Below are 24,695 nucleotides of genomic sequence, written 5' to 3'. Positions count from 1 at the left end.
TGATTAATGCTGTTTGGGTGCATATTTTACCCCTACTAAAAAGGTAGAAGTAGGCATGGGGGTAAGGTCGGGGGTGTACCCAAAATGGGCACCTAGTTGATAGGCAATGTACGGTCTAAATTCTCCCTGAACGGTTGAAATACCCCGATAGCCCATGCTAAGCTGCAACGGCACCTGAATGACGCCTTTATAGGCGCGGCCATTTTTCCACTCCGAGCCTGTCCAATGGACCGAACGCGAAGGATGAAACCACCACCGATACCCGCCGCCAATGCCGATGCCCAGCTCCAGATGATTGGCCACCACGGGAGTGTATTGAAACAGGGCTTGAAGTGAGAGCGCATCGCCTTGGTACTTGTGACGGGCGTAGCCAATGCGCAGAGTAAGTCCGAGGGTTTGACGCGTATTGAATGACTGGTGAACCCCCGCCATCACAACGGGTTGAGGATTGTTATACGAAAATCCTTTGAGGGGAACATGAAAGGCCTGAACACCCGCTGATACATCGACAAGTGTTTGATTTTGGGCTGAAAGTGAGGATAATAGGCCAATTGATAAGCAAAAGAGCAAAAAATGTTTCATGGTGACTGTTGGTTGATTTGACACCACAAAATTTCATTTTTGCTCTTTTAGTTGCCAATTTAGGCGGTGTGAATGGTTGATTACCATTCTTGAATTGTCATAATTTTAAGGTGACTGGTTAGGCCAAAATTCCCGTAAAACTCTCCGTCCGACGGTTTCAAACCGTAGGACGGAGAGTTTGGTTAGCTTTGTCAGACAGGGTGAAATGTTACTCTCCCGCTGGTAATTTCAAAAGATAGCCAGTTAAGTCTGACAAATCCTTTTCTTTCAAACCCAATGATGAAGCCTCTGGCATGAGGCTGTTTTTGAGTTGTTTACGTGAAATGATGTTGGTAGCTTTAAGGCTCGTAGTTTGTCCAGCGGCGTCTTTCAGCACCACCGTAGCACCATCCCCTACGAGAAAGCCGTAGTATGTATTCTTGTCTTTGGTTTGGATAATCCACGGCTCATATCCAAAGGCCAGACCTGCACTGGGATTGATAATGGCGTCGAGTAATCCGTTTTTGTCAAACTTCTTATTTATCATGCTCAAATCAGGGCCGATGTCTTTGCCGTCGGTCTCAAAACGGTGACAGGTAGCGCAGTTGGTTTGAAACAATTGCTTGCCTTTGGTGGCATCGGCAGGAAGACTAGCGGCCAAATTGACCGACAATCCTTTGCCACTGGGACGCGGGAAATAGTCGCCCGCCATCATTCGGATGCTTCGGTCGGGGTTATTAAAAATAGCTTCCGCAATCACGGGTTTAAATTCTTTGGGGATTTTGGACTCTCCTGCCGCTGCCAACAAAAGTTGACCGCCGTACAGGTCGGAGGCGAGGGTCTTGGCGGCCATCTCGCGTTTTGGTTTGGCCACCGAGGTATCCATCATTATCTTTTGCCATTCAAGCATTTTCTTTTGAACGGGCGAAAGAACAGCCGCCGTGGCTTGCTGCCAGTTGATGAGGTCTTGCCAATCGTTGGTTTTACGGAAGTTTACCCAATAAAACGCCTGCTCCGACACATCTTTTAACGGGCTTTTAGACAATTCCAGCATCGTTAATGCGGCGGCTTTGTCTTTGATAAACGCAATGGCGGTGAGGGCCTGCTTACGGTCGGCGGCGGATAATGCTTTGGATGTGGCCCGAATTCGTAAATCGTTCAGTGCAGCTTTGGGATGTAGACGCCACGCCAATGCTGCTTGTTTAGGTGTCCAACCGACAGGGTCTTTGGGCCAACTTGGGCGAATATCCTTGTAAAATGCTTCTTCTTTTCCGTCGGCCCCAATCCCCAAGGCTTCCAAAAAGTAGCGGTCTCCGCCGTCAAATGCGGCAAATAATGCGTTGAGTTTTTCTTTGGATTGTTCGTATTGAACATCGCGGAGTGAAATGGCAATTTCGCGTAAAAGACCACTCCCTAAGCTTTTTTGAACAGAAAAATTGGGTGAGTTTAAGGCCCTAAACGCCGTAATTCTTAGGTTTTCATCTTTGCTTTCGTTCAACACCTTTTCGGCCTCGGCTTTCCCTTTTTCGCCCAACTGGCTCAATAACCACACGGCCCTTGCCTGAATGAAAGGATTTGGGTCTTTTAAAAGCATTTTTACGGGCTGAACAACCCTTTCTCCCTGCGATTTCAAAGCCACGAATCCAAGGTTACGGACGTTGATGGCGGGGTTTTTGAGCGCCTCAATCTGACCATCAATGGTGGAAAGGTCGAATTTAGGCGTGGTCAATTTCTTGCCTTTAGGGGTAATGCGGTAGATGCGTCCGTAGCCTTTTTTATCATGCATGGCGTGCCCTCCCACAATGGGGTCATACCAGTCGGCTACGTAGATGGCACCGTCGGGGCCCGTAGCGGCATCGCTGGGGCGGAACCATTTGCGCTTATCCACGCCCGTGTCGTTCCATACATAATGGGCTTCTACTTTAGGAAATGAACTGATGAAATCAACGCGTTTGCTCATGTCATAGCCTGCGCCTTTGGGCTGTGGCCAATACGCCCACACCACGTTGCGGCCTGCTTCACAACTTAGTACTGTGCCCCGGTATTTTTCACCCAACGCATCCCCTTCGTACACGAGCATACCAGTAGGAGAGCCCGCCCCGGTGTTGTCGCCAGCTATCAGTACGCCAGGGTCTTCTTGATGCCAATGCGCCGTAAACATATCTTGGTCGGGACGGCGGTCTGCCTGCCAAGTTCGCGTACCATCGGCACTGAAATAGCCCGCATTCGACCCTTCCATTACCCAGCTTGTACGACACGTAACCACTTGGTCGTCGTTGTCATTTTGCCAATAATTCCCGTAGCTATCAATCGCGATTTCATAACTATTACGGAAATTATGCGCCATTACTTTCAGTCCTGTGCCGTCGGGATTCATTCTTAAGGCCAAGCCACCTACCCACACGCGCCCGTCGTCGCTTTTTTGATTTCCCTGATTTTTGTCGTTGTAGGGCGTTCCGCCCGTATAAATACTACCCGAACGCAGGTTCCAGCCACTTTTATCTTTTACGTTGTGGGGGCCAGCATTGCCCGTATTAAAATGCCATCGACCGTCGGGGCCAGCGGTAAGGGAGTGGAGCGAATGGTCGTGGTCAAGCCCCCCAAAACCCGTTAAGAAGATTTCTTTTTTATCGGGAACATCATCGCCGTTTTCGTCGGTGTACATGATGATATTGGGTGCGCAGCTTACAATGATTTTATTGCCGATGACCCCAATGCCGAGCGGTGCCACCAAATCTTTGTCCTGTACAAAAACCTTTGATTTGTCGGCTTTGCCATCCCCGTCTGTATCTTCCAGAATGACTACACGGTCGCCTTGGTCAAAGTGAAGTTTTTTATCGGGTTTGTTGTTGAATTCTCGATAATTGACCGCCTCCGTAATCCAAACCCTTCCTTTGGCATCAATGTCCATGTTGGTCGGATTATAAAACAATGGCGCCTCGGCCCACAGTGTGGCCTCTAAATCATCGGGTACAAACACTTGATTGGAGTCGGATAGCGATTCTGCGCGGTATTCGTTTTGGAGGGTGTTGGTTCCTGTAAACGAAAGAACCGAGACCAAACTCATGGCAACAATGATTTTCAAAGGCGCATTTGGCATCTTAACAAACGGTTTTGAGGTTGTAAAATTAAAAGTACATATTCCAGTAAAATATACTCTTAACTTATTATAAAGAGTGGGCAAGAAATACAATTTTTTAAATAGGATTGTGGCTATTTGTGTAAATTGCCCAACATGTAGCATTTTATTTATTGATGAAAACTTTAGCCGATTTACTTTTATTGGGTGATCCTCGTTTGTACGAAACCTGTTCGCCGATTTTACCCGAAGAAAAACCCTTGGTAAAAAGCTGGGTGGCCGATTTACACAATGTGATGCAAGAGGTACGTGCCAAATACGGTTTTGGTCGGGCCATTGCTGCGCCGCAATTGGGCATCATGAAACGCCTGATTTACATGAATATCGACCAACCTGTGGTTTTTATAAATCCTGAATTGACCCATCTCAGCGATGAGATGTTTGAATTGTGGGACGATTGTATGAGCTTTCCCAACTTGTTGGTCAAAGTGAAACGCCATAAGTCGCTTACCATAAAGTACTTGGATGGAGATTGGCAGCCCTGTGAATGGATAATGGACGATAGCAGTCTGTCTGAATTGTTACAACATGAATATGATCACCTCGATGGTGTTTTGTGCACCATGCGGGCCATTGATGATAAATCGTTTCGGTGGCGGTAGTTTTTTGCCAAAAAAGTAAATAACAGAACGTTGGTTAAACTTTGGCTATAGGCGTATAAAAAATTACTTTTGCCCCGTCGTGGTATGGATTAGTAACAAAAGCTACTTTTCTAATGCCCCGCCGATAAGTAACCAATCCCAATTTTAAGAACTCCATGAATCGCATCGTCTCTCTTTTTCAACACCATCCGAGCCATAATCTTAACGTTTATTTTACGGCAGGTTTTCCCAAATTGGAAGATACTCGCCGCATTTTAAAGTCACTTCAAGACGCAGGGGCCGACCTCGTCGAAATCGGAATGCCCTATTCTGACCCCGTTGCCGACGGTGAAACCATCCAAATCAGTAACCAGCAAGCGCTGGAAAATGGGATGAGTGTCAAAAAGTTGTTTGACCAACTTCGTAATATGCGCGAAGAGATAACATTGCCTGTATTACTGATGGGGTATATCAACCCAGTGCTTCAGTTTGGGGTGGAGAATTTCTGCCAGCAGTGCGCTGAGGTTGGGGTGGATGGACTGATTTTGCCCGATATGCCAGTGGACGAATACCTCGAAACGTACAAGCCTATTTTTGATCAATATGGTATATTAAATATATTCCTAATTACGCCTCAAACGTCGGACAAACGAATTCGTCAGATTGACGAGAACAGCGCAGGGTTTATTTATATGGTTTCATCGGCGAGCGTAACAGGCTCTCAAACGGGCGTTACGCACGACATGGAAGCGTATTTTGCCAGGGTGAACGCCATGAATTTGCGTAATCCTCGTTTGATTGGCTTTGGTATCAAAGACCACGAAACCTTCGTAACCGCCTGTCAGCACGCCGCTGGTGCGATTATCGGGAGTGCTTTTATTCGGGTTGTTCAACAAAATGAAAACTTAGAGGAAGCAATCACTACCTATGTTTCAAGTGTAAAGCAAGGTTTGTAAGTCCATCTGACTGAGTGAAATGACCGTTCATCCTATTTTTTAAAGTTCTTAATTTCGCTCGCCATTTTCGTTTTACCTTTCGCCCAAAATTGATATTTTAACCGTTGTAAAGACATGAAAAAACTAGTTGTGATGGTTGCGCTACTCGCAAGTACCGCGTTGACAGTGATGGCCCAAAGCGCCGAAGAGATTCTGGATAAGTCAATTCAGGCGAGGGGAGGAGCCGAAAAACTCAATAGCCTCAAATCTCTTCGCATGGAAGGGACCGTCAGTGTGATGGGTATGGAAATCCCGACAAAATCCGTCATTGTGCATAGACGTGGAATGCGAAATGAAATGGAAGCCATGGGGCAGTCTATCATCATGGCAATAGACGGAGAAAAGGGCTGGATGATAAATCCAATGGCTGGTCCAGAGCCCACACCTTTGCCCGAAGAACAATTGAAGGCGTCGGTAAGCCAACTTGATTTGTCGGGAATTACTAACTACAAATCATCAGGTACTACAACTGAGTTTTTAGGGAAAGAAACCCTTGATGGAACGGAAGTATATAAAGTAAAGATGGTTTCGAAAGATGGGTCGAGCATGACGCACTCCATTGACACCAAAAACTTCAACATCATCAAAACGGCCATTAAAGTCAATGTTGGCGGACAGGATGTAGAAGTAGAAACCAAAATGTCGAACTATAAAGTATTTGACGGGATTTCATTCCCTACAACCACGGAAATCACCAATCCTCAGGCGGGTGTTATCATGACCACTATTACAAAAGTGGAAATAAACCCAACCATTGACGAAAGTGTGTTTGTGATGCCTAAAAAATAAGCACTTCTAGTTTGGTGGTCGAAAACTATTTGACCACCACTCTTCTGACCAATACCTTATCTTGTTTTTCGTAACGAATCAGGTACGTACCTGAGGGGACGCTGTTGAGGGTAGTTTCAAAAAAATGTCTTCCTGGAGGAAAAAGTTCATCGGCAAGTGTTCGTATCATTTCCCCTTCAGAGTTAATCATTTTGAGGCTGATATGGGCGGGTAATTTCATGCCGATTTCAACAGTGAGCAATTCGTAAGCAGGATTGGGATAGGCTTTAAAGTACTCGTATTCAGGGGTAAGATCTGAAACTAAAGCTGATTTAGGAAATAAATAGCATATAGAATGAGCACTTCCCTCCACAAGTGGTAGAGAAAAGGGGGAGAAAAAGGATATTAAAATAAATAGCATTAATCCCTTCATACTAACTGGAATTTATACCTTAACAAGCGCTAAGTTAAGAGATTTATACCGTAGAATGAAGTGAATGGTATATTTATCAAACAAAAAATCCCACTCAAGAGCGGGATTTTTTTTGTAGCGGGGAGCAGGATCGAACTGCCGACCTTAGGGTTATGAATCCTACGCTCTAACCATCTGAGCTACCCCGCCATCGTTTTGGTGGTGCAAAAGTAGAAGAAAAAATTTTATTACGCAAACAGATTTTGAATAATTAAAGGAAGTTTCTATTTTGCCGTTGCCGTTGAGAGGGTTAGCAGTATTAAGTAATTTATTGAAAGATTAAATAAATTGAAAATTCAAGAGGAAAAACAACGGCTTACCCTACCAAAGCAAATTCAACCGACCTTTTTTAAACAAGTTAAACAAGCCAAACACTATGCAAAAGTTCAAATACTCGAATGAATATGAACTAAGGGCTTCGCCAAAGATGCTTTTCCCTTACATAAGTTCCGCCTCAGGTCTTTCGGAATGGTTTTGTGATAAAGTCAATACCAAGCCTGACCATAACTTTGATTTTATCTGGGACAAAGAGAGTCATATTGCCGAACAAAGTTCGCTGCGTCTCAACAAAAGTGTCAAGTTTGAGTTCTTAAATACGAGCGAAAACAATCGGGATAACAATTATATTGAATTTAAAATTGACGTGAGTGACTTGACTGGCTCAACGTATTTAAGGATTACGGACTACTCCGCCAACGCCGATGTGGAAGAACTAAAAGACCTTTGGGACGGTTTAATAGAGAGTCTCAAGGAAATTGTGGGAAGTTGAGTAAATACGAATGAAAAAAATTGATAAACTGGTATTACGGTCATTCTTAGGCCCGTTCGTGCTGACTTTGTGCATTGTCGTTTTTATATTTTTAATGCGGCTTATCTCTCAGTACTTGAATGAACTCGTGGGCAAGGACATTGATTTCTTAAATTATGTTAAACTCCTCGGCTTTTTTAGTCTCATTACCGTTCCAGTAGCTTTGCCTTTGGCCGTCTTGCTTTCTTCATTGATGACTTTCGGCAACTTGGGGGAGTTTTTTGAATTAACGGCCATCAAAAGCGCGGGAATCTCTACATGGCGCGCCATGCGGTCGGTGATGGTCATGGTGGCGATGATTACGCTCTTTTCATTTTGGTACAATAATGAAGTAGCCCCGTGGGCAAATCTTAAGGGGTACAGCCTTCTATATGACATCAAAACGGCCAAAGCAACCCTCAATATTAAAGAAGGGATTTTCTACAACGATTTGCCAGGCTATAATATAAAAGTAGATAAAAAATTTGCTGACCAGAAGAGCCTAAAAGGATTGGTCATTTATCGACACCCAACTACCGATTATAACGCGGGTAACCGCGAAGTGATTTTAGCCGATTCGGGACTGATGTATACCATTAATAATCAAAGCTATTTGGTTTTTGAATTGTATAAAGGAAATCAGTATTCCGAAAATGGCCAAACAGGAGGGGGGAGTTATTCGCCAAGCGACAACCGACAATTTACACGCTCTTATTTTGACCATTATAAAATGGTGGTAAGCTTGGAGTCATTCGGTCTCAAACGTACCGATGAGAATCAATTCCAATACCACGAGTACATGAAAAATGCGAAAGAGCTGCAAAAAGTGGCTGATTCGCTCAAAAAAGAATATAAAAAGACCAAAGATGGTCTTTTTCCACAGTCGAAACAGTACTTTAGCTATGCTTTTCGGGCCGAAACGCTCCCCAAAGAAACGGCCCCCAAATACGGCAAATGGGTGGACTCATTGTTGAAGAAAAAGCCAGTTGTGTTGCCATCCGAAAAAGAACAAGTACTCGCAAGTGCGTTGACGCAGGCCCAAAATGTTAAATCGTACGCCCAAAGTAACAAAACGTACCTGACAGATAAGGGGAAAACCTGGTATCGGTATGATTTGGAAATGCATCATAAATATACCCAGGCGGTTTCTTGTTTTGTGATGTTTCTGTTGGGAGCGCCCTTGGGCGCCATTATCAAAAAAGGGGGCTTTGGTATTCCCGTGTTGGTGTCGGTTCTTTTCTTTATTTTATCGTATGTACTTACCTTGCAGGGCGACAAGTGGGCCAAAGATGGCTTGGTTTGGGTACCATTTGGGGCTTGGTTTTCCAATACACTCCTGATATTTGTCGGAATCTATTTTGCCGACCGTGCTTTGAAGGATTCTCGCCTGTTTGATAAAGATGTGTACATCATTTGGTGGGAGAGAATGACGAAAAAGTGGCAGCAAAGTAGTATTCTTAAAAAATGGCGCGGTAATAAGGCTGTTTATTCAAACTAATTGTATACCTTTGCAGCCGTTTTTGTATATATGTTCCATCTAAATTAATCTGAGGTTACAATCATGTATTTAACATCGGAAGTGAAAAAAGACTTGTTTCAAAAGTATGGCAAGTCTGAAAGCGATACGGGTTCTCCAGAATCACAAATTGCATTATTTACACACCGTATCAACCACCTGACCGAGCACTTGAAGCAGCACAAACACGACAGTGCCACTCGTCTTGGTCTTTTGAAATTGGTAGGTAAGCGCAGACGATTGCTGAATTATCTTCAAAGAACTGAAATCAGTCGTTATCGTACTATCATCGCCGAACTGAATATCAGAAAGTAACGCGATACGCTCAAACAGGGAATTTCATTCAATTGAATTCCCTGTTTGTCATTTCTCTCCCTTTCAAAATTAAGTACAAAAATTTTTGCGGTTTATTCAATAAATAGCTTGCGTTGTTGTCTTTTAATGAAGTTAAGTGTAAACGTATTGTTCGATTCACATTTAATAGATAACAAAATAACAGTCTTAAGCGGAAGCGCAGGCACAAAGCGGTTTTAATTCTTCTTTCATGTTTAACATCATCACAAAGACCATTACACTTCCTGATGGTCGCACCATCACAATCGAGACGGGAAAACTAGCCAGACAGGCCCACGGGTCTGTTGTTGTGCGTATGGGTAACACCATGTTGCTTGCTACGGTTGTTTCCAATCCCGATGCCCGGCCCGGTACTGATTTTCTGCCGTTGTCGGTTGATTACCAAGAAAAATTCGCGTCAGCGGGACGTATTCCCGGGAGCTTTCAGAAACGTGAAGGCAAATTATCGGATCACGAAGTGTTGGTCAGCCGTTTGGTCGACCGAGCCTTGCGCCCGATGTTTCCTGATGATTTCTACGCAGATACGCAGGTAAACGTATTTTTAATTTCGGCAGATGCCGAAGTATTGCCCGATGCCTTGGCCGCTTTGGCTGCATCATCAGCGTTGATGCTGACCGATGTGCCTTTCAACGGCCCTATTTCGGAAGTTCGGGTGGCTAAAATCAATGGCGAATACGTCATTAATCCCATTTCTTCTCAACTGAAAAGTGCTACTTTAGACCTTATCGTGGCGGGTTCTGCCAAAGATATTTGTATGGTAGAAGGAGAAATGAGTGAGGCGTCGGAGCAGGATGTCATTGAGGCAATCAAAGCCGCCCACGAAGTCATTAAATTGCAATGTGCGGTTCAGAAAGAACTTGAAGCCGAAGCGGGTAAGACTGAAAAACGTACGTTTGAGTATGTAGTTCACGACGAAGAACTTCGTCAGAAAGTTCGTGAAGCTTGTTATGATAAAATCTACGCCGTGGCCCGTCAAGGAAGTGCAAATAAGCAACTCCGTAAAGATGGTTTCAAAGGCGTTATTACTGAATATTTAGAGCAATACAAGGCCGAAAACCCCGAAGAATATGATGCCAAAGTAGGGCTTATCAAGCGCTATTATCATGATTTGGAATGGGAAGCTTCGCGCCGTTTGGTATTGGACGAGCGCAGCCGCTTAGACGGACGTGCACTGGACCAAATCCGCCCCATTATGTGTGAGGTTGATTTGTTGCCATCACCACACGGTTCGGCGTTGTTTACCCGTGGCGAAACGCAATCGCTTACAACCGTGACTTTGGGTACTAAAATGGACGAGCAAATCATTGATACAACCATGTATTATGGTTACAGCCGTTTCATGTTGCACTATAACTTCCCAGGTTTTTCAACGGGTGAAGTAAAGCCTAATCGTGGACCTGGCCGTCGTGAAGTAGGACACGGTAACTTGGCTCACCGGTCATTGAAAAAAGTATTGCCTCCAGATGACGAAAATCCATATACGATTCGTATCGTTTCTGATATTTTAGAATCAAATGGTTCGTCGTCAATGGCAACCGTTTGTGCAGGTACACTTGCGTTGATGGATGCCGGGATTAAGATAAAAGCTCCCGTAGCAGGTATTGCGATGGGTTTGATTACCGATAATTCTGGTAAATACGCCGTGCTTTCAGATATCTTAGGGGATGAAGATCACCTTGGTGACATGGACTTTAAGGTAACCGGTACTGAACAGGGAATTACGGCTTGCCAAATGGACCTCAAAGTAGACGGACTTTCGTACGAAGTACTCGCCGAAGCACTTGATCAGGCGCGCCGCGGACGTTTGCACATTTTGGGTGAGATGAAGAAAGCGATTGTTGAAAGTCGCGAAGACCTTAAACCTCATGCTCCTCGTGCGGTAGTTATTCAGATTGCACAAGAGCAAATTGGTGCCGTAATCGGGCCAGGTGGTAAAGTAGTTCAAGAAATCCAACGCGTATCGGGTGCAACCGTAACCATCGAAGAACGCGAAGGTGCGGGTTATGTCAGCATTTTTGCTACCAACGGAAATAGCATGGACATTGCGGTAAAACGCATCAAGGGCATTGTTGCTATTCCAGAAGTAAACGAAGTGTACACGGGAGTCGTAAAAACAATCCAACCATTTGGCGCGTTTGTTGAATTCATGCCGGGTAAAGATGGCCTACTGCATATTTCAGAAATCACGTGGGAGCGACTTGAAACCATGGATGGAGTGCTGCAAGTGGGCGAAGAAATACAGGTAAAACTGGTAGAGCACGATAAAAAAACGGGTAAATATCGTCTTTCGCGTAAGATATTGTTGCCTAAACCAGAAGGCTACGTTGAAAAACCCCCGCGTGAAGATCGCGGTGACCGTCGTGAGCGCGGCAATGACAGAGGGGGGGAGCGTCGTAGAGATGATAACCGTCGATAAAAAAGAGTATTGAAAAGGGCCAAAGCCGAAAAAATCAATTTGATTCTACGCCTAAATTGGCCCTTTTTGATAATTTTTACTAAAAATCCAAGAAACTCAGTAGAATTTCGGTTTTTTAACTTAAAGTTGAAAGGAAAATCAACTTTTGATACTCTTTTTTCGTTACCAAATAGTATTAAGATAGCACCAAAGTTTATAAAATGAGACAGCTAAAAATCAGTAAGCAGATTACCAACCGAGAAAGCCAATCGCTTGATAAGTATTTACAGGAAATTGGAAAGGTAGATTTGCTGACTCCCGACGAGGAGGTGACTTTGGCGCAAAGAATTCGGGAAGGTGATCAACAGGCATTGGAGAGATTGACCAAAGCAAACTTGCGCTTTGTGGTCTCCGTGGCTAAACAATATCAAAACCAAGGATTATCGCTTGGTGACCTTATCAATGAAGGTAACTTAGGGTTAATTAAAGCTGCGCAACGTTTTGACGAAACGCGTGGTTTTAAATTTATCTCCTATGCTGTATGGTGGATTCGTCAATCCATTTTGCAAGCATTGGCCGAACAGTCCCGTATTGTGCGCCTTCCGCTCAACCGCGTAGGGTCACTCAATAAAATTTCAAAAACATTTTCGGATCTCGAACAAAAATTTGAGCGTGAGCCTTCACCTGAAGAATTAGCAGAAGTGCTGGACATTTCGGCCAATGAAGTGGTGGATACGCTCAAAATATCCGGTCGTCACGTGTCGATGGATGCGCCTTTCGTACAAGGGGAAGAAAATAGCCTTTTGGATGTACTAGAAAACGACATGGAAGAAAAGCCCGACCAAGGGCTAATCAACGATTCGCTTCGCAAAGAAGTAGCGCGCGCACTCTCTACCCTGACCCAACGTGAATCGGATGTGATTGCGTTGTACTTCGGACTGAACGGTGAACATCCTATGACGCTGGAAGAAATCGGGGAGAAATTCAACTTGACTCGTGAACGTGTACGTCAAATCAAGGAAAAAGCCATCCGTCGTTTGCGCCATACTTCGCGCAGCAAAGCGTTGAAGACGTATTTGGGATAAGATCTCTTTGAAATATTTTGATGATAATAGATGAAGCCGCCTTTTTAGGGCGGCTTTTTTGTATTTTTAGAAACCGTTTCTGAAAGTGAACCTCCTAGTCACAATTAGGGATGATTAAAACTGATGCATTTTGTTAAAATTAAGTGATAAACCCATGAAAACTACCTTGTTGATTTTGAGCACGTTGAGCACGGTTATTTTGCTGAGTGCCTGCTCGCGACCTTCTCCTCCTGTCTACTCAGGTCAGAAGATGAGGGGTATCAACTTGGTAGCTCCTTCCAAAGAGATTGATTCGTCGGTCTTTAGTCCTATTCGGCAGGTAAATGCCGAATGGGTGGCGGTCATTCCGTACGGTTTTTGTCGGGAAGGGGAGCCGCATTTTCATTTCAATATGAACAAAATGTGGTGGGGAGAAACCAAAGATGGCACCGCTAAAACAATAGAACTTGCTCACCAAAGTGGCCTTAAAGTAATGCTTAAGCCCCATGCTTGGGTTGGAAGAGGGATGTATACGGGAGATTTTGACCTCAAAACCGAAGCTGATTGGCAAACTTTTGAAAAAGATTTTGGCGATTATATCCTTACCAACGCTCGCATTGCTGATTCAATGAAAGTAGATTTGTTTTGCATTGCGACCGAAATGGACAATTTTGCCTTTAAACGTGCTCCTTTTTGGCGTTCGATGATTCGGCAAGTACGAGAAATTTACAAAGGGCCGTTGACGTATGCCGATAACTGGAATAATTATCCGCGAAATCCCTTCTGGGCAGACTTGGATTTTATTGGTGTAGATGCCTATTTCCCCCTTTCGTCCGAAAAACATCCTTCGGTAGAAACCTTGCAAAAAGGTTGGCTAACCCATTTGGATGAGTTGGAAGAATTTGCGGCAAAACTTCAAAAACCCATTTTGTTTACGGAATTTGGCTATCGAAGTGTTGATTTTGCAACCGAAAAACCTTGGGAATCGCACGATACCAAAACCGATAATCCTAACTTACAGGCAGATGCTTACCGGGCTTTTTTCAAGGAAGTGTGGCCCCGAAAATGGTTGGCGGGGGCTTTTGCTTGGAAATGGTTTTTGCACCAACCGCCCAACCGCCACCGGGATGCTTTCTCGCCCCAACAAAAACCCGCCGAAGCGGTATTGAGGGAGGAGTTTGGGAAAAAATAGCTTTTTTGTCTTATTGCCAAACCCCCAACCTAAACGTTTTCTGAACTCCCGTCGGGTGGATTAAACTTGTGGTATGCTGGTCAAGGTCGCCGATGATTAAAATATCACGACCAGATTGATAACCTATTTTTGCGGCTTCCAACGCAAGATTACGAATAAAAAGAGACGTGGGGCGTTCGGCTAACGTGTCACAAACGCAGGCTTGGCCTTTGTGTAATTGATGGAGTGCGGCAAGCAATGCTTTGGTGTCTTCTACCTTGGCGGCTTTTCCGACGGCGGTCATCGCCTGCACACGATTTTTGAAATAACGACCATACGCTTCATATTCAAAGCGCAAGGGTGGAATATTTGTTAGAAGTTCAGCGCTGTTTGCAAAAAATTGAATGTGGTTAGGGTCAACAAAACCTAAAAAATTACCACCCCAAGTAAGTGAATATTCGCGGCCTATTTGCCCCAAAAAGGTTTTATAATGGTTGATATTTTGGAGTTGCCTGCCCCTGCTGAGGATGGCAATGTCGGAAGCCAACCCAAATTGATGTTGAGACAAGGGAGATACACTTTTGCCCATGGTCAGGTGGCGTTTTTGTTTTCCGCTTCCCCGTAAATCCGACTGTACCCTAAGTTGATATTGGGGGAATTGGCGTAAATAGGCCTGCATCATTGCCTCTCGTTTTACCAAAAAAGAATCTCTGACCGATTTTAAAATTGACTCGTAGCGAAGGTAGGGATAATCGTAGCGATCTGCCAACGACCAAAGGTAGCTGAGGTCGAGGGTAGAAAGGGTGTCGACTGTAAACGAGGACTGAGGAAGTTTCAGTTCATAAGGTTTACCGTGAAACGACGGGGCTGTGAGGGCTTTCCAAGGCTGGATTTGCCCATTTTTGATGGTCGTTACATAAATCTGCGGGACGGAAGTGAGGGTTTCCTTGAGGGTATCGGCTTGGGAAAATGGCAGCACTAAATCAAGTACACTAAATGATTCGAGGCGCTGAATAGTGTCGCAACGTTCTTTTTCCCATGAACTTTCTTTCAATTCATCAACTGCACCGCAGGCAATGGATAGCAGCACGAGCGCTATACTGCCGATACAAAAAACGACTTTGCTCATGCTGCTTATACAGTTGAAAAATGAGATTGACTCTCGCTAAAATGCGGCGGCTTTCAGGCGTAGTCCTGCATCTTCTGGCAAGTCAAAAAGTAAGTTTAGGTTTTGTACCGCTTGTCCAGAAGCACCTTTGGTCAGGTTGTCTATCTCGCTCGTAATCAAGAGGTTGTTGCCGTGTTTCTGGAGCTGAATCAGACACTTATTGGTATTTACGACTTGTTTCAGGTCAATATCTTGGGTACTAACGTGCGTAAATGGATGCGCTGCATAATACGTTTGGTAAAGCGAGAGGGCTTCCTCCAACGTACCCGAAAATTTGGTGTAAACATTGGCCATAATCCCACGGGTAAAGTCTCCACGATAGGGAATAAAATTCACCTCTTTGCTAAAATCAGCTTGCAAAGCCGTCAGGCTCATCTTGATTTCTTTGAGGTGTTGGTGCGTAAATGCTTTATAAATAGACATGTTATTGTTACGCCACGTAAAGTGCGTCGTGGCGCTCAACGCCTGACCTGCACCCGTTGAGCCTGTTACGGCACTAACGTGGACGTCGTCGGTTAATAAACCTGCGGCGGCCAAAGGCAACAATGCCAATTCGATACTGGTAGCGAAGCACCCGGGATTGGCGATTTTATCGGCAGTTTTGATGCGCTCGCGCTGCAATTCTGGCAAACCGTACACGAATCCGTTGGATTGATCACGAAAATCAGTACTCAAGTCAATGATTTTGACGGAAGAAGGCACGGGATTGTTTTCCAAAAACTTTTTGGATTCGTTATGCCCCGAACATAGAAAAATAGCGTTTAAGCCTTCTATTGCCAATAAATCTGCGATTTCTTCCCCCGAGAAAGTTAATTCAGTATCCCCCAACAAGTCGGTATGGGTGGCATAAATGGGTTTGCCTGCTTGGCTTTTGGAGTGCGCCCAGGCAATTTCAACGCTCGGGTGATTGATTAAAATACGTAATAATTCGCCCCCGGTATATCCCGCTGCTCCGACGATTCCGATTTTTATTTCAGTCATTTTGTTTTTTGATCACTGGGTTGTGAAGAACCCTGTTTGGGTCGTGAAGAACCCAAAACACATTTCACTAAATAAATCTAAGCAACTTATTGCCCTTGTTGTACGGCCTGCATTTCTTTTTGAAGACGTTTGCTCAACGCCATGCCTACTTCGTCAATTTCGGCGGCCATGATTTCGTCGCCTGTGGCATTGCGCAATGTGTCGGCTACGCAGCCGAGCATTTCGATGCAAAAGCGCTTCATATCAAGCACTTCCATGTCTTTTGACCACAAAGGAATGAAGAGCGTTCCCCGGTGAAAATGGTCCCAAACCCCTACGGCAATCGCTTTGGTTTCTTCCAATCCTTCGTTGGGGTTGTCGGTCGCTTCCCAATAAATTTTTTCGGGGATTTTCTCCTCGTCTTGCTCTATGGTAAATTTTATCTCTTTTTGTGCCATTGGTTTTGTTTCCTTATTAATCCTGCAAAGTTAAGGATTAGAACCTATGTATGCGAAAAATAGTTCTGTTTGACCTCTTCTAAAAAAGAGTAAAATCGAGGAGGAGAGGTTTTAAAATATTAAATTTTCTTCAAACCTACCGTTTCGGTTTTGGCATCTTTTCTCAAGATTTTAGCCTTTTTTGGGGTAAATGCTACCGTTTTGTTTTTGATGGGTTTGAGTGATTGGAGATAACTATAAATGGCCCCGAGGTCTTCTTCGCTCATTCCGCTGTAAAAAAGCCACGGCATAGGCGTATTAAAACCGTCCTGTGTGGCAAAGGAATGGAAGGTTTTAGGGTCAAACGACTTAAAACGGGCGATAAATGCCTTTTTAGTCCAATGTCCGATTCCTGTGGACTGGTCGGGGGTTAGATTGGCCGACTGTACGGTACCGCTGGGCAACGGAAAAGACATTCCTCCCGCAAGTGACTTCTTTTTAACGGGAATGCCCATGTGCCGTTTGGTGTGGCAATCGGCACAGCCCGCAAACGTAACTAAATATCGCCCGTACCCGATAGAATCCTGCAAGGCGGGTTTGGATTGAAAAGCGGCCTTTTGCGGCATTTTTTTGAGGATAGGTTTTAACCAAAAATCTGGTTTAGAGGTAGGAACAGTATTTTCGATAGGAGGAATGCTCCGCAAGTAAGCAATGATGGATAAAATGTCTTCGCGGTCCATTTTGCCGTAATTTTGGTAAGGCATCATCGGCAATAAAGCGGTTCCGTCTTTAGAAACGCCCGTTGTAATAGCTCGGTAGAGTTCTCCGTCGGTCCATTCTTTTAAAGCGGCAGGCGTTAGATTTTTCCCGTAAAAAGTACCTGGGAGGCCCATTTTATGGTCAAAAACCTCGCCACCTGCGCCTTTAGTGCCTGTTATCATGGGACCAGCAAATTGCGAATAATCGCGTCGGGAGTGGCAATCCATACAGACAGCTACGTGGTTGGCCAAGTATTCGCCGCGTTGAATGCGTTCAGGAGTAATGTTTATGGTTAATTGTTCGGGTGCTCCAATGCGGGCATGTGGGCTTTTGCAACCGATAAAAGCAAGGCACGCAGTAGCCTGCGCGACGAGAATGGCGTGGGTGAATTTCATTGTTAAATGGCTGTTTCAAATCAAACAACCAAATTAATGATTTCACTTATGTGTCGGCCCGATTTTCTTCCTGATTTATTAAACGTTCTTTGCAGGAATGACTCTATTGGACGGTTAGCTTACTTTTTAAACACCAGTGCTTGTACGGGCCTGATTCGACTGATAATCATGGTGGGTAGGAGTAAAATGAGCGCAATGAGCAAAATGATGCCCGCATTGAGCAACAGAATTGCTTTCCAATCAAACACGATTGGAACCGTATTCATAAAATAATTAGTGGCGTCGAGGGGAATAAGTTTAAAACGGGATTGAACCCAACAGAGGCCAATGCCAATGAGGTTGCCAATAAGTAAACCTTTGACAGACAGTTGAATACCTACGAAAAAAAAGATGCGTCGTATTTGTGCATTGGGACTGCCGAGCGTTTTGAGGAGGCCCACCATCGGTGTCCGTTCCATCATCATGACGAGCAAAACTGAAGCAATGTTGAAACACGTAACAAACAGCACCAAGACCAATAAAACACTCGTGTTTTGGTCCAATAATTGGAGCCACTCAAACAAAGGTCTGAACCGGTCCGTGACCCGTTCCATGCGCATATCGGCAGGGAGTTGGCCGTATAAGGTTTTGGCCGATGACTCCAATTGGTCAAAATCATTGACAAAATATTCATACGCTCCGACCGAATCTGGTCCCCAGCCGTTGAGACGCTGTACCAAGCCAATGTCTCCTAAAACCAGCTGATTATCAAACTCTTCGAGATTGGTTTCGTAAATGCCTACAATGTTGAGTTTGCGGACGCGCGGTGGATTTTGGACAAAATACATCACGACGTTATCACCTACTTTTAAGTTTAATTTTTGGGCAATGACCCGACTCAGAATGATTTCTTCGGCGTAAGAAGTATCTGAAAATTGAATGGGGCGGCCTTCAACCAAACTTTCTTTCAACAAATCCCAGTCGTAATCACGGCCCACTCCCTTAATGACGGCCCCTTGGAGTTCGTCAGGCGTTTTGAGAATACCCGCCTTGTGCGCAACGGCCTGTCGGTGGCGAATCCCCGGGATTTTTTGCCATTGATCATAGACGGGCGTATGGAGCAAAATCGGTGATTCTTCAAATGATTGGTTGAGCGATAGTTTGGAGACCTGAATATGAGAGCCAAAAAGAAAAACCTTTTGATAAATCGTGTCTTTAAACCCAAATAAGACCGACAGGGCCACAATGCCCACAGCAACCCCTAAGGAGATGGAGGCAATGCCTACTCGGGAAACAGTAGCCGAGAAAGTGGCTTGCTGGGGCTGACGTATGCGACGAGCCACGAAAACGGGGAAATTCACAGCCTGCGTTTGGTTGAAAGATTGATAGTTTGTATGTTTGAAAAGTCCCTGCAAAGGAAACACATTCTTTTTAATCAACCTAGTCTTACGCCTAGTCGGGGGTGGTCATCAATTGTCCTAAAACACAAACTTTGAAAACCTATGAGCCTTACGTTTCTCTGTATCACCTGTTACTTTAAAGGAGGGGATTTTTTGCGGGCCTGCAAGGAAGCCGGCAACACGGTCTATTTGCTGACGGCCAAAAGAACCGAAGGCAAAGCCTGGCCCCACGAATCTATCGATGAGATTTTTTATTTGGAAGATGATTCCAATTCGCTTTCCAACTTTGAGAACATGATTAAAGGAATGGCCTACGTGATGCGGACCCGAAAAATAGACCGGGTGGTGGCCTTGGATGATTTTGACGTGGAAAAAGCGGCTACGGTACGGGAGCATTTTCGGATTCCGGGCATGGGTCAAACCACGGCTCGTTATTTTCGTGATAAGCTGGCTATGAGGGTGCAGGCCCGTGATGCGGGAATTAAAGTGCCCGTGTTCAGTGCTTTGTTTAATGACGTAGAAATTACGGATTATTTGCGGGCATCCACTCCACCGTGGGTCATCAAACCTCGCGCGGAAGCTTCAGCGGCAGGCATAAAAAAAGTGTATAGTTTTGATGAAGCATGGCAGACCATTCACAGCTTGGGCGAAGAAAGGCACTTGTTTTTGATAGAACAATTTAAACCGGGGGCCGTCTATCACGTCGATGCGCTTACGCTGGGTGGGAAGGTGCTATTTCAGCGCAGTAGTGAGTACCTCAATACACCGTTTGAAGTGGCGCACGGAGGCGGAATCTTTCGCTCCGTGACGGTGGAATTTAATTCTAAAGATGCCAAAGCTCTCAAAAAAATGAATGAACAGGTGCTGAAAGCATTTAACATGAACTACAGCGCGTCGCACACGGAAGTTATCAAATGTCACGAAGACGGGGAGTTTTATTTTCTGGAAACGGCCTCTCGGGTAGGAGGGGCACACTTGGCCGAAATGGTGGAAATGTCATCGGGTATTAATTTATGGAAGGAATGGGCCAAAGTGGAAAATGCCTTGGCCAAGGGAGAAAGTTATACCTTGCCCGATGTTCGAGATGATTACTCAGGAATTATCATTTCGTTAGCCCGTCAGCAATGGCCCGATTCATCGCCGTTCAATGACCCTGAAATTGTGTGGCGAATGAATGAAGAATACCACGTGGGGCTCATTGTTCAATCCACAAGTCGGGCACGTGTGCTTGAATTAATGGAAAAATACGCCCAAATGATTCAACATGATTATCATGCTTCCGCCCCCGCGCAGGATAAACCAACCCATTAGATTGGGCTGGGAATTGAATATCAATCAAATGTGTTTTAAGCGTCAAAATCAATGCGTCAAATTACTATTTATTACTCCCTACTTTTCTAAATAATGAGCATTTTCGATACAGAAATCAACCGTCGCCACACCAATAGTTATAAATGGGATAAATATCCCGAGAATGTCCTGCCAGTTTGGGTGGCCGACATGGACTTTCAGGCCGCACCTCCCATACTTGAAGCGTTAAATAGAGTTACTCAACATGGCGTTTTTGGCTATTCTCGCTGTCCTGATGAACTGAATGAGGTTATGATGGAACGTCTTCGTATGCGTCATGCGTGGGAAATTGATAAAAAATGGATGCTATGGCTGGGAGGTTTAGTACCGGCCATTGGCCTTGCGATTAGGGCGTTCACGCAGGTGGGTGAAGGGGTGATGACAGCGGTGCCGGTGTATCATCCTTTTATGATTGAAATCGAAATGGCCGATCGTGAATCGCAGAAAGTACCTTTGAAATTAGAAAAGGAGCGTTGGACGCTTGATTTTGAGGCGATTGAAGCGGCCATTAGGCCAAACACCAAACTGTTTTTGCTTTGTAATCCCCACAATCCCGTGGGTACAATGTTTACGCGGGATGAGCTGCAACACTTGCATGACATTTGCCAACGTCATGGTATTATTGTTTGTTCAGACGAAATCCATTGTGATTTGATATTGGACGATACTAAAAAACACATTTCCTACGCCACACTCAGCCCAGAAGCTGCTCAAAACAGCATTACATTACTCGCCCCAAGCAAAACCTTCAATCTGGCGGGCTTGGGTTGTTCGTTGGTGGTGATTGCCAATGAAGAACTCCGCGCCAAATTTGTCCATACCAAAGCAGGATTGATGCCCATGCTTTCGGCGTATGCGTACGAAGCCGCGTTGGCGGCCTACCGAGATGGAGCGTCGTGGCATGAGGAGTTGTTGGATTATTTAAAAGAGAATCATGATTTACTTTTGGCGGCAGTAAATCGAATGAAAGGATTGAAAATGAGGCCATTGGAAGCTACGTATTTGGCGTGGATTGACACTCGTGATAGTGGCTTAACCGACGTAGCCAAACGCTTCGAAGAGGCAGGTGTTGGCATCAATGATGGGGCAATCTTTGGAGAGCCAGGTTTTATTCGACTCAATTTTGCCTGTACCCGCGCTACGCTTGAAGAAGTTTTGAGGAGAATGAAAACGGTTTTTGTGTAAAAATAAGAAAGGTCTGGTAATCACACCAGACCTTCTTATTACTGTTTATCTCATACGTTAGGCAAGTGTTGATGCGTGTTTTTGGGGTACGTTATAGATTCAGCGTTTATGCCCAAGCCTTTAGAAATGACACTCAAAAGATTGAGAAGTTAAATCCTACATTTGTTGAATACAAATGTACCTTTATCACTTTTATGAATCAAATCAATATTATTTATGTTTTGATAGATAAAACCTATGACATTCGTACAACTTGAATATTTGGTTGCCTTGGATACGTATCGGCATTTTGCAATGGCGGCTGAAAACTGCTGCGTCACGCAGCCGACCCTGAGTATGCAAGTCCAAAAATTGGAAGATGAGTTGGGCGTAAAACTTTTTGACCGCAGTAAACAACCCGTTGTCCCGACTGAAATAGGCCAGTTGGTCATTAAACAAGCGCGGCTTCTGCTGCGTGAATCAGCCCAAATTAAGGATATTGTTGATGAACATCGCGGAACCGTAGCAGGGGAGATTCGGGTAGGAATCATCCCAACGCTGGCGCCGTACCTTTTGCCGTTGTTTTTGGATAATTTTATAAAAAAATACCCGCAGGTAAAGCTGAAAGTAATCGAATTGACTACCGAACAGCTTATTTCTAAACTAAACAAGGATTTGCTCGACGTGGGAATCGTGGTTACCCCCTTGCAGGATGATCGAATTACGGAGTACCCGCTTTTTTACGAGGAGTTTGTGGCTTACCTTTCAGAATCAGAAAAAGCGTACCAAAAAGAATTTATCCTTTCGGAAGACATTGACCCCAATCACCTTTGGCTTTTGGAGGAAGGACATTGTATACGGGGACAAATCCTGAATATCTGTGAGTTGCGGAAGCAGAATTCGCACATGCGAAATTTTGAATACGAGGCAGGAAGTATCGAAACCCTCAAACGGATGGTGGAACATTATGGTGGCGTAACGATTTTGCCCGAATTGTCACTGCGGGATTTAACGGAGAAGCAGCGGTTGCAGGTTCGTCATTTTCACGTTCCTACTCCCACCCGAGAGGTTAGTCTGGTAATGCTCCGGCATCACCTCAAAAAGAGCATTATTGAAGCAATGAAAACCGAAATCCTGAATGTTATCCCCGAAAAAATGAAACAGAACATTTCGGGAAAGGTGATAGAACTGGGTTAATGACACCCCAATAATTTTATGCCTTGATTATCCCCGTCAGATGCAATTTCGTCTAAAAATTCTTACTAGACGTCGCTTCCTTTAAATAGAGAAACCGTTATTTGCTAACTTTCAGCTAGAGCTTGATTAAAATTTTATTAAATTTAGTGGCTCATCGACTCTTTTCCGAAATTAAATCGTATTGTTATGTCGGCTCCTACTCTTACTTTACCTGCTCCTCCTGGTAAAATACGCTGGCGGCAACTTCTGGTTGTCTTCACCCATATTTTCTTTTGGGCATGTTTTATCTTTTTACCTTTCATCTTGATTCAATCTCAGCAACCCGCTGCTGATACGCCTTCAAAGCTAACAAATGAGGAAAAAGAGCGAATTTGGCAAATGACTTTCTATTTTAGTCAGTTTTTTTCGGTATTGATATTTTACGCTAATTCAGAAGTATTGCTTCCCAAAGTCTTTAAAAAACATGGCTTGGGCATTTATTTGCTTATCATTCTGACCACTTTTATCGTTGTTCTGACGATTACCTATTTCTTTCGTTATTGGATGATGGGATTTGCGCCAAGGACTTGGTTTACGTATTCAACTTTTTATTCGCTTATTTCAGTTATTGGAGTCAGTACCTGTTTTCAATTATTAAGTGATTACCAACGCGAGCATCGTCTCCAAAATGAGCAGGAAAAAGTACGTTTACAATCTGAATTGTCGTTTTTGCGGTCGCAGATAAGCCCTCACTTTATGTTCAATCTGATGAACAGCTTGGCGGCATTGGCCCGTAAGAAGTCAGATTTGTTGGAACCAATGATTGTCAAAATGTCGGATTTGCTCAGATATATGCTCTATGACTCTGACGATGCCAGAATACCGTTGGATAAAGAAATGAATTACCTCAAGAGCTACGTTGAATTGCAACAAATGCGTTTTGGTAATAAAGTTAAAGTGGAAATGGACTTCGCAACGCCCACCAATGGCTTAGCGCTTGAGCCGATGCTATTGATTCCGTTTGTGGAAAATGCCTTTAAACACGGGACGGGTTTTATTCGGGAACCCTACATTCAAATCGCATTGGCAACCAACAAACATAAACTGCATTTTAGAGTACAAAACCGATTCAACAGCGATTTTGTAGAATCCAAAGATGGGAGTTCGGGGATAGGCTTAGCCAACGTTCGTCGTAGATTGGAACTGCTTTATCCAGAACAACATACACTTAAAATATCTAAGGAGAAGGACATCTTCATTACGGAAGTGGAAATTACGTTAAAGTAATAGTCCGTCTTTTTGAAGTGTCTAGTATCAATTTTAACTACTGAGTTATGCATAAACTTCGCTGTATTGCCGTTGATGATGAGCCTTTGGCGCTCGAACTTTTGGAAGATAATATCCGCCAGATTCCTTTTATGGAATTGGTGGCAAGCTGCCAAAACGCTTTTGAGGCAATGGATATACTGCACGAACAGAATGCAGATTTGATTTTTTTAGACATCCAAATGCCTGGAATTACGGGTGTCCAATTTTTGAAATCGTTGCAGGGACAATCGTCGTCTCCCATGGTTATTTTCATCACGGCCTATGAGCAATATGCGCTGGAAGGATTTGAACTTGATGTGGTTGACTATTTGCTTAAACCTGTTTCGTTTGAGCGGTTTTTGAAGGCTGCCAATAAAGCATTCGAACTCTTTAAACTGCGACAGCAGACACCCGCCCCTGAGTTATTATCGACGCATTTTTTTGTTAACGCCAATTATGCACTCGTAAAAATTCGTTACGATGAAATCACCTACATCGAAGGATTGAAGGATTACGTAAAAATCTACCTTACTTCGGCCCGCCATCCCGTTATTACCCGTATGACTCTGAAAGGGATTGAGCAAAAATTGCCTTCGCACGAATTTATGCGGGTACATAAATCTTATATTGTTTCGTTGGATAAAATTCAGTCGGTAAGAAATCTGAAAATTCACATTGGAGAAGCTATCATACCCGTTGGCGAGCAATACGTGGAAGAGTTTATGAAATCTATCGGCGAAAACTAAATATTTCCGTTTCTTTGAAGGAATAAATCGCCCGAATAAACATAGAAATA

General features: G+C 44.3%; 22 protein-coding genes and 1 tRNA gene. 14 read left to right on the top strand and 9 right to left on the bottom strand.

Annotation, left to right across the window (positions count from 1 at the left end; translation table 11 throughout):
* Nucleotides 1–3: 3 nt before the first annotated feature.
* Together DR864_RS04230 and DR864_RS04225 are read right to left on the bottom strand one after the other, a co-directional pair.
* Nucleotides 4–582, bottom strand: coding sequence for a hypothetical protein (locus DR864_RS04230; protein WP_114065781.1), 579 nt, complete (start codon nucleotides 580–582; stop codon nucleotides 4–6).
* A gap of 208 nt (nucleotides 583–790) precedes the next feature.
* Entirely contained in the window at nucleotides 791–3,661 is a 2,871-nt protein-coding gene (locus tag DR864_RS04225) for a PVC-type heme-binding CxxCH protein (protein WP_114065780.1), read from the bottom strand.
* Nucleotides 3,662–3,816: 155 nt separating this feature from the next.
* Between DR864_RS04225 and DR864_RS04220 the strand changes: the two genes are divergently transcribed.
* From DR864_RS04220 to DR864_RS04210, 3 genes are all read left to right on the top strand, one after another.
* Entirely contained in the window at nucleotides 3,817–4,302 is a 486-nt protein-coding gene (locus tag DR864_RS04220) for a peptide deformylase (protein ID WP_114065779.1), read from the top strand.
* A 155-nt stretch (nucleotides 4,303–4,457) separates the two neighbouring features.
* Nucleotides 4,458–5,237, top strand: coding sequence for a tryptophan synthase subunit alpha (trpA, locus tag DR864_RS04215; protein WP_114065778.1), 780 nt, complete (start codon nucleotides 4,458–4,460; stop codon nucleotides 5,235–5,237).
* A 114-nt stretch (nucleotides 5,238–5,351) separates the two neighbouring features.
* Nucleotides 5,352–6,065, top strand: coding sequence for a LolA family protein (locus tag DR864_RS04210; protein ID WP_114065777.1), 714 nt, complete (start codon nucleotides 5,352–5,354; stop codon nucleotides 6,063–6,065).
* A gap of 25 nt (nucleotides 6,066–6,090) precedes the next feature.
* On the opposite strand, the gene DR864_RS04205 is transcribed toward DR864_RS04210, so the two are convergent.
* Nucleotides 6,091–6,417 (bottom strand): T9SS type A sorting domain-containing protein, encoded by a 327-nt coding sequence (locus tag DR864_RS04205; protein ID WP_162793546.1) that lies wholly within the window; start codon nucleotides 6,415–6,417, stop codon nucleotides 6,091–6,093.
* 175 nt (nucleotides 6,418–6,592) lie between these two features.
* Nucleotides 6,593–6,666 (bottom strand) — tRNA-Met (locus DR864_RS04200).
* 226 nt (nucleotides 6,667–6,892) lie between these two features.
* Between DR864_RS04200 and DR864_RS04195 the strand changes: the two genes are divergently transcribed.
* The 6 genes from DR864_RS04195 (at nucleotide 6,893) to DR864_RS04170 (ending at nucleotide 13,824) form a co-directional block, all read left to right on the top strand.
* Entirely contained in the window at nucleotides 6,893–7,285 is a 393-nt protein-coding gene (locus tag DR864_RS04195) for an START-like domain-containing protein (protein ID WP_114065775.1), read from the top strand.
* Nucleotides 7,286–7,295: 10 nt separating this feature from the next.
* Entirely contained in the window at nucleotides 7,296–8,801 is a 1,506-nt protein-coding gene (locus DR864_RS04190; protein WP_114065774.1) for an LptF/LptG family permease, read from the top strand.
* 63 nt (nucleotides 8,802–8,864) lie between these two features.
* The gene (gene rpsO / locus DR864_RS04185) at nucleotides 8,865–9,134 is read left to right on the top strand and encodes a 30S ribosomal protein S15 (protein ID WP_114065773.1); all 270 of its coding nucleotides are present in this window, start codon (nucleotides 8,865–8,867) and stop codon (nucleotides 9,132–9,134) included.
* 229 nt (nucleotides 9,135–9,363) lie between these two features.
* Complete coding sequence (gene pnp / locus DR864_RS04180; RefSeq protein ID WP_114065772.1) at nucleotides 9,364–11,589, top strand: polyribonucleotide nucleotidyltransferase; 2,226 nt, start codon at nucleotides 9,364–9,366, stop codon at nucleotides 11,587–11,589.
* Between the two features lie 200 nt (nucleotides 11,590–11,789).
* Complete coding sequence (locus DR864_RS04175; RefSeq protein ID WP_013930257.1) at nucleotides 11,790–12,653, top strand: sigma-70 family RNA polymerase sigma factor; 864 nt, start codon at nucleotides 11,790–11,792, stop codon at nucleotides 12,651–12,653.
* Nucleotides 12,654–12,807: 154 nt separating this feature from the next.
* Nucleotides 12,808–13,824 carry a glycoside hydrolase family 113 gene (locus DR864_RS04170; protein WP_114065771.1) on the top strand — a complete coding sequence of 339 codons (1,017 nt, stop codon included), beginning with the start codon at nucleotides 12,808–12,810 and terminating at the stop codon, nucleotides 13,822–13,824.
* A 10-nt stretch (nucleotides 13,825–13,834) separates the two neighbouring features.
* Here the strand turns inward: DR864_RS04170 and DR864_RS04165 are convergent, their stop codons facing one another.
* The 5 genes from DR864_RS04165 to DR864_RS04145 form a co-directional block, all read right to left on the bottom strand.
* Nucleotides 13,835–14,932: a M15 family metallopeptidase gene (locus tag DR864_RS04165; RefSeq protein WP_114065770.1), complete on the bottom strand. Its 1,098-nt coding sequence runs from the start codon at nucleotides 14,930–14,932 to the stop codon at nucleotides 13,835–13,837.
* Between the two features lie 36 nt (nucleotides 14,933–14,968).
* Nucleotides 14,969–15,952, bottom strand: a complete 984-nt coding sequence (gene argC, locus DR864_RS04160) for an N-acetyl-gamma-glutamyl-phosphate reductase (protein ID WP_114065769.1) — start codon at nucleotides 15,950–15,952, stop codon at nucleotides 14,969–14,971.
* 86 nt (nucleotides 15,953–16,038) lie between these two features.
* The gene (gene gldC, locus DR864_RS04155; RefSeq protein ID WP_114065768.1) at nucleotides 16,039–16,389 is read right to left on the bottom strand and encodes a gliding motility protein GldC; all 351 of its coding nucleotides are present in this window, start codon (nucleotides 16,387–16,389) and stop codon (nucleotides 16,039–16,041) included.
* A gap of 119 nt (nucleotides 16,390–16,508) precedes the next feature.
* Nucleotides 16,509–17,522, bottom strand: coding sequence for a c-type cytochrome (locus tag DR864_RS04150; protein ID WP_114065767.1), 1,014 nt, complete (start codon nucleotides 17,520–17,522; stop codon nucleotides 16,509–16,511).
* Nucleotides 17,523–17,641: 119 nt separating this feature from the next.
* Nucleotides 17,642–18,862, bottom strand: a complete 1,221-nt coding sequence (locus DR864_RS04145) for an ABC transporter permease (RefSeq protein ID WP_114070143.1) — start codon at nucleotides 18,860–18,862, stop codon at nucleotides 17,642–17,644.
* 141 nt (nucleotides 18,863–19,003) lie between these two features.
* Between DR864_RS04145 and DR864_RS04140 the strand changes: the two genes are divergently transcribed.
* From DR864_RS04140 to DR864_RS04120, 5 genes are all read left to right on the top strand, one after another.
* Nucleotides 19,004–20,212 (top strand): ATP-grasp domain-containing protein, encoded by a 1,209-nt coding sequence (locus DR864_RS04140; RefSeq protein ID WP_114065766.1) that lies wholly within the window; start codon nucleotides 19,004–19,006, stop codon nucleotides 20,210–20,212.
* Nucleotides 20,213–20,305: 93 nt separating this feature from the next.
* The gene (locus tag DR864_RS04135; RefSeq protein WP_114065765.1) at nucleotides 20,306–21,436 is read left to right on the top strand and encodes a MalY/PatB family protein; all 1,131 of its coding nucleotides are present in this window, start codon (nucleotides 20,306–20,308) and stop codon (nucleotides 21,434–21,436) included.
* Nucleotides 21,437–21,673: 237 nt separating this feature from the next.
* Nucleotides 21,674–22,612: a hydrogen peroxide-inducible genes activator gene (locus DR864_RS04130; RefSeq protein WP_114065764.1), complete on the top strand. Its 939-nt coding sequence runs from the start codon at nucleotides 21,674–21,676 to the stop codon at nucleotides 22,610–22,612.
* Nucleotides 22,613–22,798: 186 nt separating this feature from the next.
* Nucleotides 22,799–23,878, top strand: a complete 1,080-nt coding sequence (locus DR864_RS04125) for a sensor histidine kinase (RefSeq protein ID WP_114065763.1) — start codon at nucleotides 22,799–22,801, stop codon at nucleotides 23,876–23,878.
* 47 nt (nucleotides 23,879–23,925) lie between these two features.
* Nucleotides 23,926–24,645, top strand: a complete 720-nt coding sequence (locus tag DR864_RS04120; protein WP_114065762.1) for a LytR/AlgR family response regulator transcription factor — start codon at nucleotides 23,926–23,928, stop codon at nucleotides 24,643–24,645.
* The last annotated feature ends 50 nt before the right edge of the window (nucleotides 24,646–24,695 follow it).

Origin of the sequence: Runella rosea (assembly GCF_003325355.1) — a bacterium.
GTDB lineage: Bacteria > Bacteroidota > Bacteroidia > Cytophagales > Spirosomataceae > Runella > Runella rosea.
The sequence above is the reverse complement of the archived record's forward strand: the minus strand, read 5'-3'. Positions and strand labels throughout refer to the sequence as shown.

Coding starts and splice junctions, on each gene's coding strand:
- DR864_RS04230 (WP_114065781.1), bottom strand. CDS start 582: ATGAAACATTTTTTGCTCTTTTGCTTATCAATTGGCCTATTATCCTCA.
- DR864_RS04225 (WP_114065780.1), bottom strand. CDS start 3,661: ATGCCAAATGCGCCTTTGAAAATCATTGTTGCCATGAGTTTGGTCTCG.
- DR864_RS04220 (WP_114065779.1), top strand. CDS start 3,817: ATGAAAACTTTAGCCGATTTACTTTTATTGGGTGATCCTCGTTTGTAC.
- trpA (WP_114065778.1), top strand. CDS start 4,458: ATGAATCGCATCGTCTCTCTTTTTCAACACCATCCGAGCCATAATCTT.
- DR864_RS04210 (WP_114065777.1), top strand. CDS start 5,352: ATGAAAAAACTAGTTGTGATGGTTGCGCTACTCGCAAGTACCGCGTTG.
- DR864_RS04195 (WP_114065775.1), top strand. CDS start 6,893: ATGCAAAAGTTCAAATACTCGAATGAATATGAACTAAGGGCTTCGCCA.
- DR864_RS04190 (WP_114065774.1), top strand. CDS start 7,296: ATGAAAAAAATTGATAAACTGGTATTACGGTCATTCTTAGGCCCGTTC.
- rpsO (WP_114065773.1), top strand. CDS start 8,865: ATGTATTTAACATCGGAAGTGAAAAAAGACTTGTTTCAAAAGTATGGC.
- pnp (WP_114065772.1), top strand. CDS start 9,364: ATGTTTAACATCATCACAAAGACCATTACACTTCCTGATGGTCGCACC.
- DR864_RS04175 (WP_013930257.1), top strand. CDS start 11,790: ATGAGACAGCTAAAAATCAGTAAGCAGATTACCAACCGAGAAAGCCAA.
- DR864_RS04170 (WP_114065771.1), top strand. CDS start 12,808: ATGAAAACTACCTTGTTGATTTTGAGCACGTTGAGCACGGTTATTTTG.
- DR864_RS04165 (WP_114065770.1), bottom strand. CDS start 14,932: ATGAGCAAAGTCGTTTTTTGTATCGGCAGTATAGCGCTCGTGCTGCTA.
- argC (WP_114065769.1), bottom strand. CDS start 15,952: ATGACTGAAATAAAAATCGGAATCGTCGGAGCAGCGGGATATACCGGG.
- gldC (WP_114065768.1), bottom strand. CDS start 16,389: ATGGCACAAAAAGAGATAAAATTTACCATAGAGCAAGACGAGGAGAAA.
- DR864_RS04150 (WP_114065767.1), bottom strand. CDS start 17,522: ATGAAATTCACCCACGCCATTCTCGTCGCGCAGGCTACTGCGTGCCTT.
- DR864_RS04140 (WP_114065766.1), top strand. CDS start 19,004: ATGAGCCTTACGTTTCTCTGTATCACCTGTTACTTTAAAGGAGGGGAT.
- DR864_RS04135 (WP_114065765.1), top strand. CDS start 20,306: ATGAGCATTTTCGATACAGAAATCAACCGTCGCCACACCAATAGTTAT.
- DR864_RS04130 (WP_114065764.1), top strand. CDS start 21,674: ATGACATTCGTACAACTTGAATATTTGGTTGCCTTGGATACGTATCGG.
- DR864_RS04125 (WP_114065763.1), top strand. CDS start 22,799: ATGTCGGCTCCTACTCTTACTTTACCTGCTCCTCCTGGTAAAATACGC.
- DR864_RS04120 (WP_114065762.1), top strand. CDS start 23,926: ATGCATAAACTTCGCTGTATTGCCGTTGATGATGAGCCTTTGGCGCTC.